Genomic DNA, 11,249 nt, shown 5'->3' with positions numbered 1-11,249 from the left:
GGTTTCCAAAACCTGTCAAGCTATGGCCAAAATAAGACGGTTTACTATGACAGTCAAGGACATATGCTTTATGGCAGTCAAACAATCAATGGTAAAGTTTATTACTTCAATAAAGTTACGGGCGCTTTGGAGTCGGTGACTGACGCAACAACAGATACAGCGGATGATTAATAAAAGGGCTGGGGGGACCAGCCTTTTTATTTACTAATTTTTTTGTGGTAAAATATGACTAAGTAGAAAAGTTAAAGGTTGTGACAACATGGAAAATCTCATTGCATTGCCAGGCGATACAATCGGAATTATCGGTGATAGTCAAAATGGCATTATGCTGGCCCGTGCTATTAAGCAGATGGGGTTTAAGGTAGCTGCTTATTGCAGCAGTCAAAGTGTACCGACGTTAGCAGAGGCTGATGTAAAAATCGTGGGTAAGTTGACTGAAAAAGATAAATTGCAAGATTTTGCCCAACGTTGTAATTTAGTAACATATGAATCTGAATATCTTAATTCAGAAGTAATTGCCTTTTTAGAACGGTTTACAAAGGTTCCGCAAGGCCGCAATACTTTAGAAATTACGCAAGACCGTCTTTTAGAAAGAGCTTTTTTTGAAAGCTTAAATTTGAATATTGCGCCTTATGCAACAATCATCAGTATGGATGATATTTACCAAGAAATTAGTTCGATTGGCTATCCTTGTGTTTTAAAGCCGATTCAAAAAGGCTTCGGTAAAAGTCGGCAAAGGATTATCAAAAAGCAGGCTGATATTGTGAAATGTGCTGATATTATTGATTATGGCACTTATATTTTAGAATCTTGGGTGGAAAGTCAAAAAGAATTGTCACTCTTTATGGCGCGCGACAGTTCAGGTCAGGTGAAATTTTTCCCAATGGTTGAAAATATTTACCGCGACCGCGTTTTGCATGAAAGTTTAGCGCCAGCTGACATTGAACCGGACGTTGAAGCTGAAGCTAAAAGAATTGCACAAACAATTGCTGATAACTTAAAATATGTCGGTGTGATGCAGGTGGCTTTCTTTATGACTGATGAAAAAAATTTATATGTTAAGCGGCTCGTACCGACTTTAAGTGTAGCCGGCTATGTTTTTGATCAAGCTTCCAGTGTATCGATGTTTGAAGAACATGTGCGTGCTTTGATTAATATGCCTTTAAAAGAAGCACAGCTAACCACGCCTAGTGCGATGGTCTTAGTTTCCACCAAAGATCGTGATAAGGTCCGTTTGCAATGGGCCTTAAAGGACAATTGGTCATATCGTGTTTTCCGAATTCCTGAAACATTGCGTCCAGTTGAAAGGGAAGGCTATGTTTTAGTAGCGGCTTCCAGTGCTCAAAAAGCTGCTTTGCAGGTTGAAAGTACTGGTATTTGGGATGCATTGCCAGAAGAATAAAAATAAGCTTGGACCTACTTGGTCCAGGCTTTTTGTTTTTAGTTAATTTTAAAAGAAGTTAGAGGGCTTTTTTGCTATAATAAGAAATGATTGATTATTTTTAGAGAGGATTGAACAAGGTGACGCAAAATAATTTATTGAGCGGGATGAATGACAAGCAGTCAGAAGCGGTGATGTGTACTGAAGGTCCGCTGCTTATTATGGCAGGTGCCGGCAGTGGCAAAACGCGTGTTTTAACGCATCGTGTAGCTTATTTAATTGAACATGAAAATGTCAACCCTTGGAATATTTTAGCGATTACCTTTACCAATAAAGCTGCTAAAGAAATGCGGGAAAGAATTGATAAACTCGTTGGTGAAGGTTCGCAGGATGTATGGGTTTCAACGTTCCACGCTCTGTGTGTGCGCATTTTGCGTCGAGATGCTGAAAAAATCGGTTTTAGCCGCTCATTTACGATTGGCAGCCCTAGTGAACAGAAGACTTTGATGAAGCACATTGTAGCTGATACCTTAAATCTTGACACCAAGCAGTTTGATCCGCGCACTTTCTTAGCTGCGATTTCGAATTGGAAAAATGACCTCATCGAACCTGAGACAGCTTTGAAAAAAGCTCAGATGGAAAAAGATTTTATGGCGGAAAACATTGCCAATGCCTATAAGATTTATCAAGAAGAATTGCACAAAAATCAAACCATGGATTTTGATGATCTGATTATGAAGACGATTCAATTGTTTGAACAAGATGATGATACTTTAGGATATTATCAACGTAAGTTCCACTATATTCATGTCGATGAATATCAAGATACCAACGAAGCACAATACCGCTTGGTCAATATGTTAGCGCAAGGTTATCGCAACCTGTGTGTTGTAGGGGACGCCGACCAAAGTATTTACGGTTGGCGGGGTGCTAATATGAAAAATATTATGAATTTTGAACAGGATTATCCTGATGCGACTGTCATCAAATTGGAACAAAATTACCGTTCTACCAAGGTTATCCTGCAAGCTGCCAACGAAGTGATTGAGCATAATTTGGAAAGACAGGCCAAAACTTTGTGGACGCAAAATAATGAAGGCGATAAAATTACCTATTATCGGGCGCAAAATGCTAACGATGAAGGAGCTTTTGTGGTTAAACAAATTCAAGCGGGACTTAAACAAGGCCGTAATTACCGCGACTTTGCCATTTTGTACCGAACAAACGCCCAGTCAAGAACGTTGGAAGAAACATTTGTGAAGACCAATATTCCTTATAAATTAGTGGGAGCCCACCGTTTTTATGACCGCAAGGAAATTATGGACATTTTAGCTTACCTGCGCTTAGCTTCAAATCCGCATGATTCGATGTCTTTTATGCGGGTGGTTAACGAACCCAAACGCGGGATTGGAGCTACATCAATGGCCAAATTGCAAACTTTCGCTGATATGCATGGGATGTCTCTATTTGATGCCGGTAAAAATATTGTGCTGACGGATATTCCGGCGCGGACCGGCAACAAAATTGCAGCTTTTTGCGATATGCTGGAAAAATTCAAGCAACAGGAAGAAAAATTGTCGGTCACAGAAATGACGGAAGAAATCTTAAAGCAGACCGGCTATCAAAAGGCTTTAGAAGATGCTGATAATTTGGAAGCACAAGGACGCTTAGAAAACTTGCGTGAATTTTTGACGGTTACTAAACAATTTGATGAAACATGGGAACCGGAAAATGAAGATAGCGATCCTTTTATTGACTTTTTAGCTGATTTAGCCTTGGTATCTGATCAAGATGGGGTTGATGAAACCGATGATGTCGTGACCTTGATGACACTGCATGCGGCTAAAGGCTTGGAATTTCCAGTCGTCTTTTTAGTAGGGATGGAAGAAGGCATTTTCCCACTAGGCCGCGCTGTTGCTGATGAAACGCAGCTCGAAGAAGAGCGTCGCTTGGCTTATGTGGGAATTACTCGAGCTGAGGAAAAATTATACCTCACCAATGCTTTTTCACGGATGCTTTATGGTCGTACTCAGCAAAATAGCGCTTCGCGTTTTATCGGTGAAATTTCCGATAGCTTGCTTGACGAAGCTAATGAAGTTGTCAGCCCAGCTAAAACACAAACCTTTGAAGCACATCCATTTGACAAGCCTTTTATTAAGAAGACTACAGTTTCGCAGCAAACAACAGGTGCTGACAAAAAGACGTGGAATGTGGGCGATAAGGTGCAGCATAAAGCTTGGGGCCAGGGAACGGTCGTTAAAGTTAACGGTCAGGGTGAAAGCATGGAATTAGACGTTGCTTTTGCCGGCAAGGGCATTAAACGTCTTTTAGCTGCTTTTGCACCAATCACCAAAATTTAGAAAGGATGCAAGATGGATAAAACAGTAGCTGAAGCTGAAATTATACAATTAAAGGAACAATTGAATAAATGGAGTCAAGAATATTACGTTGATGATAATCCTTCAGTTGAAGATCATGTCTATGATGCTGCTTACCAGCGCTTACTTAGTTTAGAAGCGAAATTTCCTGAGCTTAAGACGGCGGATTCACCGACGCAAAGGGTTGGTGGCAAGGTTTTAACCGGCTTTGAAAAAGTGAACCACGAAATTCCGATGTTATCGTTAGGTGATGTTTTTTCCAAAGCTGAGCTGGCCGATTTTAGCGAGCGCCTGTATCAAGCCAGCGGCAGTGAATTTCCTTACAGCTGTGAATTAAAAATTGACGGCTTGGCCATTTCATTGACGTATGAAAATGGGCTTTTTGTCAAAGGCTCGACGCGGGGGAATGGCTTGATTGGCGAAGATATTACCGAAAATTTAAAAACCATCAAGGCTATCCCGATGAAGTTAAACAAGCCGGTGACAGTTGAAGTCAGAGGTGAGTGCTATATGCCTAAAAAAGCCTTTGTTGCTTTAAATGAAGCCCGCGAAAAAAAGGGACAGCCGATTTTCGCCAATCCGCGCAATGCGGCTGCTGGTTCTTTACGGCAACTTGATACCAGCGTAACTGCCAAAAGAAATTTGAGCACTTTCATTTATTATTTAATGGAACCGGAAAAATTCGGCGTTACAACGCAAAGTGAGGCTTTAAATCTCATGGCTTCATGGGGCCTAAAAGTCAACCAAGAATCCCGCGTTTGTCAAGGCAGAGCACAAATTGAAGCTTACATTGATGAATATCAAAAAAAGCGGCCTGATTTGACCTATGATATTGACGGGATTGTCCTGAAAGCCGAACCATTTAGTGTGCATGAAAAAGTTGGCAATACGATCAAAGTGCCGAAGTGGGCAATCGCGTACAAATTTCCGCCAGATGAACAAGAAACAATCGTCAGAGACATTGAGTGGACAGTAGGCCGTACGGGGGTGGTGACGCCCACAGCTGTTATGGATCCGGTTATTTTAGCCGGAACAACAGTTGAAAGAGCCAGTTTGCACAATCCTGATTATTTGAAAGATAAAGACATTCGTCTTTTAGATACGGTTAAATTGCACAAGGCAGGCGATATCATTCCCGAAATTTCTGAAGTTGTCTTGGCTAAAAGACCTGAAGATGCTAAGCCTTATGCCATTCCAACCCAATGTCCCGCCTGTCAAGCTGAGCTGGTGCATTTGGATGATGAGGTTGCTTTAAGATGTATTAATCCGCAATGTCCCGCCCAAATCAAGGAAAGCTTAGCGCATTTTGCTTCCCGGAATGCGATGAATATTGGCGGCTTGGGGCCGCGCATTATTGACCAGCTGTTTAGCAAAGGCTTTATTCATGATGCGGCTGACTTATATAAATTAACCTTTGAGCAGCTGTTAACCCTGGATAAATTTAAAGAAAAATCAGCCCAAAAACTGTTAGATGCCATTGACCGCAGTCGTGAAAATTCCTTGGAACGCCTGCTGTTTGGATTAGGTATCCGCCATGTCGGCACTAAAGCGGCGCAAATTTTGGCTGCTCATTTTAAAGATAGCAATCATTTAATGCAGGCCCGCGTTGATGAAATAACAGCGATTGATAATTTAGGGCAAATTATTGCTGACAGTGTAGCGACTTATTTTGCCCAGCCGGCTGTTCAAAACTTAATGGCTGAATTTAAGGCTGTAGGTGTCAACTTAACTTATCTGGGAACAGGTAATGATAGTCAAGTTCAAAATAGCAGTTTTAGCAATTTGACGGTTGTTTTGACAGGTACCTTGGACCACATTAAGCGTAGCGATGCCAAAGCTTATTTAGAAGCGCATGGCGCTAAAGTTACCGGCAGCGTGTCGAAAAAAACAGACTTGCTGATTTGCGGACATGATGCCGGTTCAAAATTGGCTAAGGCGCAAACTTTGGGAACTAGAATTATGAATGAAGAAGAATTCCTGCAAAAGATGGAGGAAGAAAAATAATGATGAAGAAAAAACTGGTTGCAGCGGTTATGTGTGCAACAGCCCTGCTTTTAACTGCTTGCGGCAATTTAGGCCAAGCAACGTCAGGAGGAACGACCAGCCAAACGACGACAACTAGCAAAAAAGGCTATCAAACCACCGGTCAAACCGATAGTACTTATTATCAAGGGGTTATTAAAAACGGCCGCTATTTGACCAACAAAGCTCGTGGGATTGGGGTCTATCAAAATTCTGAAAATATTCTCAATTTAAAGAGTTTTGAAGCGGGATTGACTAATTTATCCAAAGAACAATTTTCTACGAAGAATTATATTTTTAGAGAAGGACAGATTTTAAATAAGGCCACGCTTATCAACTGGCTGGACCGCAAATCAAACAGTAACCCCGATGGCTTAAACCCCGTTGATAACGGAAAAACCGATGCTGATAAGCGTAATCCGATTTATGTTCAGCAGATTGAAGAACAAGATTACATGCAGGAAAAAAATGGCAGTTTGACTTTGGCTGGCATTACCATTGGGATTGGGATGAACCAAAAGGATTACTATCAAAAAGTTGAATATGGTGCTACTTATACCACCACCATTTCCAATGCAACCATGGTGGCTGAAGGGAAAAAGGTAGCAGCTACCGTCTTAGCTCGTTTAAGACAAAAATCAGCGGTAGGCAATAATATTCCGATTTTAATCTGTATGTATAAACAAGCACCAAATGACAGTTTAGTTGGCGGGTCGTTTTATGCTTATACTTTGAGCAGTTCTGGTACCTCTATTGGTTCTTGGACGGATACGGATGTCAAAAGCGTGGTTTTCCCCGCAACCGATACCTCCAGTCTGCCTAATTCAAATGATGAAACGTCATTTGAAAGTTTCAAGAATAAAACCCAAAGTTTCTTCCCTAACTTAGCAGGTGTGACGGCTCAAGCACAATATAAGGGTAAGACCATGCAGGGGATGCATGTTAATATTTCAACCCAGTTCTATAGCACTACTGAAATCACCAGTTTTACCCAATTTGTTGCGCAAATGGCTAAAACCTACCTGCCGTCAGGGATTCCGGTTGACATTACGGTCAAGGGTTCTGATGGAACAGTACAGTCGTTCTTGTCACGAGACGCGGATGATTCGACTTACTACACCCATGTCTTTAACAGTTACTAATTAGATACTTTATAAATTTAAGATAATCGATTAAAATAATAATAACTAGATGAAAAAGAGGGATAAAGATGGCAATTACTGCAAATGAAGTTGAGCACGTAGCTTCCTTAGCAAAGCTCAAATTTACCGACGAAGAATTGCAAAAATTCACCGGCCAAATGGATGCAATCATCGATATGGTTGAACAGTTACAAGAAGTTGATACGACAGGTGTTCCTGTGACTTCAACTGTGACTGATGCAACCAATGTGATGCGTGAAGATGTGGCGGTTAAAGGAACAGACCGCGACTTATTAATGGAAAATGTGCCTGAACATCAAGATGGTCTCATCAAGGTTCCAGCCATTATCGATGAAAGTGAGGAAGCTTAATGGATTACTTTAAAACTGATTTAAAAGGCGTGCACGAAGCTTTAGTTAAGAAAGATTTGAGTGTTGAAGAACTCACCCAAGAAACTTTTGCCACCATCAAAGACCGTGATCAAAAAATTGATGCCTTTTTGGCTTTAAATGAAGAAAAAGCTGTCAAAAAAGCTCAGGCAATTGATGCCCGCGGCGTCAACCAAGACAATGTTTTAGACGGGATTCCTGTTGGTATTAAAGATAATATTGTTACTAAAGGCTTGACGACAACAGCTGCCAGCAAGATGCTTTATAACTTCAATCCTATCTACAATGCGACTGTGATGGATAAGTTGGATGAAGCAGGGATGATTACAGTCGGCAAACTTAACATGGATGAATTTGCCATGGGCAGTTCCACTGAAACCAGTACTTTTAAAAAGACAAAGAATGCTTGGGACCAAACCAAGGTGCCTGGTGGATCGTCTGGCGGATCAGCTGCTGCAGTTGCTTCCGGGCAAGTTTTAGCAGCTTTGGGTTCTGATACCGGTGGTTCCATCCGTCAACCGGCTGCCTTTAACGGAATTGTCGGGGTTAAGCCAACGTATGGCCGCGTTTCCCGCTTTGGGTTAATTGCTTTTGCTTCCAGCATGGATCAAATTGGACCTTTGACCCGCAACGTTTATGATAATGCTCTGATGTTAAATGCTATCAGTGGACATGACAGTCGTGATTTTACGTCATCTGCTAAAGAAGTTCCTGATTTCACACAAGGTATTGATCAAGGCGTTAAGGGTATGCGGATTGCTGTGCCTAAGGAATACTTCAGCGAAGGTGTTGACGCGGATATTCAAGCTGCTGTTAAAGACGCGATTAAGACTTTTGAAAAATTAGGCGCTACGGTGGATGAAGTTTCCTTGCCTTATAGCAAGTATGGGGTACCAGTTTACTATATCATTGCCTCTTCTGAAGCTTCTTCTAACTTACAACGTTTTGACGGTATTCGTTATGGCTTTAGAGCAGACGATGTCAAGAATTTGGAAGATGTTTATGTTAAATCACGTTCCGAAGGCTTTGGCGATGAAGTAAAACGCCGGATTATGCTGGGGACTTTCTCCCTTTCAGCCGGGACTTATGATGCCTTCTTCAAGAAAGCAGCTCAAGTAAGAACCTTGATTTGCCGTGATTTTGAAAATGTTTTTGCAAATTACGATTTGATTATCGGACCAACTACCCCAACGACTGCTTATGGCTTGGGTGAAAGAATCGACGACCCTGTGACAATGTATATGAATGATATTTTGACAATTCCGGTTAACTTAGCTGGTTTACCTGGGATGTCGCTTCCAGCAGGCTTCAGTCATAAGATGCCAATTGGTTTACAACTCATTGCACCACGATTTAGAGAAGATACAATGTACAAGGCAGGATTTGCCTTTGAACAAGCTACTGATTTCCACAAGGCATTTCCTGTGATTGGAGGTCAAAATTAATGAATTTTGAAACAACTATCGGACTTGAAGTCCACATCGAATTAAAAACCAACTCAAAGGCCTACTCACCAGCGCCGGTTGTCTATGGGGCTGAACCAAATACCAACACGAATGTTATCGACTGGGGCTATCCGGGTGTTTTGCCACAAGTTAACAAGGGCGCTTTGGAATTTGGGATGCGGGCTGCTTTGGCTTTAAATTGTGAAATCAGAAAAGATATTCACTTTGACCGCAAAAATTATTTCTACCCTGACAATCCTAAAGCTTACCAAATTACCCAATCTGATACACCAATTGCCCATGATGGCTGGCTTGAAATCGAATTGGAAGATGGTACTAAAAAGAAAATCGGGATTGAAGAAATGCACGTTGAAGAAGATGCAGGTAAAAATACCCACAATCCAGACGGCTATTCTTATGTCGATTTAAACCGTCAAGGTACACCATTAATTGAAATTGTCTCTAAACCAGACATTGCTTCTCCTGATGAAGCTTATGCTTACTTGACCAGATTACGCCAAATTATCCAATTTACCGGCGTTTCTGACGTTAAGATGGAAGAAGGTTCCATGCGGGCGGACGTTAACATTTCTGTACGTCCGGTCGGTTCTGATAAATTCGGCACTAAGACAGAAATGAAGAACTTAAACTCCTTTGAACACGTCAAAAAAGGTTTGGAATACGAAGCTAAGCGCCAAGCTAAAGTATTGATGGCCGGTGGTAAAGTTCAACAAGAAACCCGTCGTTTCGATGTACCAACGGGGACGACTATCTTGATGCGTGTCAAGGAAGGTGCCAGCGATTACCGTTACTTCCCAGAACCAGATTTGCCGCCAATCCATATTTCGGACGATTGGATCCAAGAAGTCAAAGCTTCCATTCCAGAAATGCCTGATGTAAGACGTAAGCGTTATGTCAATGAATGGGGTATCCCAGAATATGACGCCGGCGTTTTGACACAAACCAAGGAAATGTCTGATTTCTATGAAGCAACCGTAGCTGCCGGAGCTGATGCCAAGTTAGCTGCCAACTGGCTGATGGGTGAAGTTTCAGCTTATTTGAATGCTAATAAAGTTGAATTGGCTAAAACAGCTTTGACACCCGCACATCTGGCAACAATGATTCAATTGATTGAAGATGAAACGATTTCTTCTAAGATCGCCAAAAAGGTCTTCAAAGAAATTATCACCAATGATACTGAACCTAAAGCTTGGGTTGAAGCTAAAGGCATGGTTCAATTGTCTGATCCAGTTAAATTGCAGCCGATTATTGATGAAGTCTTGGATAACAATGAACAATCAATCATTGATTTTAAGAATGGTAAAGATCGTGCTGTTGGTTTCTTAGTTGGTGCTATTATGAAGCAAACACGCGGTAAGGCTAACCCTAAGGTGGTTAATAAGCTGCTCATGGCCAGCTTGAACGCCCGCTAATTTTTGAGGTGAAAAGATGCAAAAAAGATGCCGCATTATTTACAACCCAACTTCTGGGCGGGAAATGATGAAGAATAATTTGGTTGATATTTTGAACATTTTAGAAGGGGCAGGTTATGAAACAAGTGCCTATGCCACGACCCCCGAAAAAGATTCAGCTAAAAATGAAGCTGCAAGAGCTGCTAAGGCAGGTTTTAATTTAATTGTGGCTGCCGGTGGGGACGGTACGATTAACGAGGTTGTTAATGGTTTAGCTCCTTTGAAGCATCGGCCTAGATTAGGGATTATCCCCGCGGGGACAACCAATGATTATGCGCGTGCTTTGAAAATTCCGCGTGAAAGTCCGATTGATGCTGCGAAGGTTATTGCTAAAGGCCAAACCGTCAAAATGGATATTGGCCAGGCCAATGATAAATATTTTGTCAATATTGCAGCCGGCGGTTTATTGACGGAACTGACTTATGGGGTTCCTTCTGAAATTAAGTCATTATTCGGCTACTTAGCTTACCTGGTTAAGGGAGCTGAACTCTTGCCGCGAATTAAGCCGGTTAAAATGCGCCTTGAATACGATGATGGTGTTTTTGACGGCATGGCCTCCATGTTTTTCTTGGCCTTGACTAATTCTGTGGGTGGTTTTGAACAGATCGTACCTGATGCATCATTTGATGATGGTAAATTTACTTTGATTATTGTTAAGACCAGCAATTTGCTCGAAATCTTACAATTAATCCAAATGGTCTTTAATGGCGGTAAACATGTTAATGATCCAAGAATTTTATATGTGAAAACTTCTAAAGTAGTCGCTAAAGCACCAAAAGACCGGATGATGATTAATATCGATGGTGAATATGGCGGCGATGCTCCAATGATCTTTAAAAACCATAAGCAGCACTTAGAAATTTTTGCTAACACAGATGAAATTCCTGATGATGCTATTACAAGTAAGGACGAGGCTGCCGAAGAAAATGCTAGGGAACAATTTGTCGAAGGTGTGGACAAGTTGCGTAATCTTTCTGAAGAACAGCTTGAACTAAGCGATAAAGATAAGTAAAAAGCACA

The 11,249-nt window shown here is 41.4% G+C and carries 9 protein-coding genes; all 9 read left to right on the top strand.

Going from position 1 to position 11,249, the window contains the following annotated elements; genetic code table 11:
• Window positions 1–12 precede the first annotated feature (12 nt).
• The 9 genes from BMX26_RS09630 (at window position 13) to BMX26_RS08070 (ending at window position 11,241) form a co-directional block, all read left to right on the top strand.
• Window positions 13–171, top strand: coding sequence for a hypothetical protein (locus BMX26_RS09630; protein ID WP_412771412.1), 159 nt, complete (start codon window positions 13–15; stop codon window positions 169–171).
• Window positions 172–259: 88 nt separating this feature from the next.
• Window positions 260–1,402, top strand: coding sequence for an ATP-grasp domain-containing protein (locus tag BMX26_RS08105; RefSeq protein WP_075530928.1), 1,143 nt, complete (start codon window positions 260–262; stop codon window positions 1,400–1,402).
• A 119-nt stretch (window positions 1,403–1,521) separates the two neighbouring features.
• Complete coding sequence (gene pcrA, locus BMX26_RS08100) at window positions 1,522–3,741, top strand: DNA helicase PcrA (protein WP_075530927.1); 2,220 nt, start codon at window positions 1,522–1,524, stop codon at window positions 3,739–3,741.
• 12 nt (window positions 3,742–3,753) lie between these two features.
• The gene (gene ligA / locus BMX26_RS08095; RefSeq protein WP_075530926.1) at window positions 3,754–5,763 is read left to right on the top strand and encodes an NAD-dependent DNA ligase LigA; all 2,010 of its coding nucleotides are present in this window, start codon (window positions 3,754–3,756) and stop codon (window positions 5,761–5,763) included.
• Window positions 5,763–6,923: a CamS family sex pheromone protein gene (locus BMX26_RS08090; RefSeq protein ID WP_082272516.1), complete on the top strand. Its 1,161-nt coding sequence runs from the start codon at window positions 5,763–5,765 to the stop codon at window positions 6,921–6,923. Before ligA ends, BMX26_RS08090 begins: the two co-directional genes overlap by 1 nt.
• Window positions 6,924–6,991: 68 nt before the next feature.
• A complete protein-coding gene (gene gatC / locus BMX26_RS08085) occupies window positions 6,992–7,294 on the top strand; it encodes an Asp-tRNA(Asn)/Glu-tRNA(Gln) amidotransferase subunit GatC (protein ID WP_075530925.1) in 303 nt (100 codons plus the stop codon).
• Window positions 7,294–8,757: an Asp-tRNA(Asn)/Glu-tRNA(Gln) amidotransferase subunit GatA gene (gene gatA, locus BMX26_RS08080; protein WP_075530924.1), complete on the top strand. Its 1,464-nt coding sequence runs from the start codon at window positions 7,294–7,296 to the stop codon at window positions 8,755–8,757. The genes gatC and gatA overlap by 1 nt, the downstream gene beginning before the upstream one ends.
• The gene (gatB, locus tag BMX26_RS08075; protein WP_075530923.1) at window positions 8,757–10,190 is read left to right on the top strand and encodes an Asp-tRNA(Asn)/Glu-tRNA(Gln) amidotransferase subunit GatB; all 1,434 of its coding nucleotides are present in this window, start codon (window positions 8,757–8,759) and stop codon (window positions 10,188–10,190) included. Before gatA ends, gatB begins: the two co-directional genes overlap by 1 nt.
• Before the next feature lie 16 nt (window positions 10,191–10,206).
• Entirely contained in the window at window positions 10,207–11,241 is a 1,035-nt protein-coding gene (locus tag BMX26_RS08070) for a diacylglycerol kinase (protein WP_075530922.1), read from the top strand.
• Window positions 11,242–11,249 lie beyond the last annotated feature (8 nt).

It is taken from the genome of Ligilactobacillus sp. WC1T17 (genome assembly GCA_900110005.1).
Classification (GTDB): domain Bacteria; phylum Bacillota; class Bacilli; order Lactobacillales; family Lactobacillaceae; genus Ligilactobacillus; species Ligilactobacillus ruminis_A.
Note: the sequence above shows the minus strand (reverse complement) of the source record. Positions and strands in the feature narration are given on the sequence as shown.

Excerpts from the sequence above, each read along its gene's own strand:
- BMX26_RS08105 (WP_075530928.1), top strand. The coding sequence starts at position 260 with ATGGAAAATCTCATTGCATTGCCAGGCGATACAATCGGAATTATCGGT.
- ligA (WP_075530926.1), top strand. The coding sequence starts at position 3,754 with ATGGATAAAACAGTAGCTGAAGCTGAAATTATACAATTAAAGGAACAA.
- BMX26_RS08090 (WP_082272516.1), top strand. The coding sequence starts at position 5,763 with ATGATGAAGAAAAAACTGGTTGCAGCGGTTATGTGTGCAACAGCCCTG.
- gatC (WP_075530925.1), top strand. The coding sequence starts at position 6,992 with ATGGCAATTACTGCAAATGAAGTTGAGCACGTAGCTTCCTTAGCAAAG.
- gatA (WP_075530924.1), top strand. The coding sequence starts at position 7,294 with ATGGATTACTTTAAAACTGATTTAAAAGGCGTGCACGAAGCTTTAGTT.
- gatB (WP_075530923.1), top strand. The coding sequence starts at position 8,757 with ATGAATTTTGAAACAACTATCGGACTTGAAGTCCACATCGAATTAAAA.
- BMX26_RS08070 (WP_075530922.1), top strand. The coding sequence starts at position 10,207 with ATGCAAAAAAGATGCCGCATTATTTACAACCCAACTTCTGGGCGGGAA.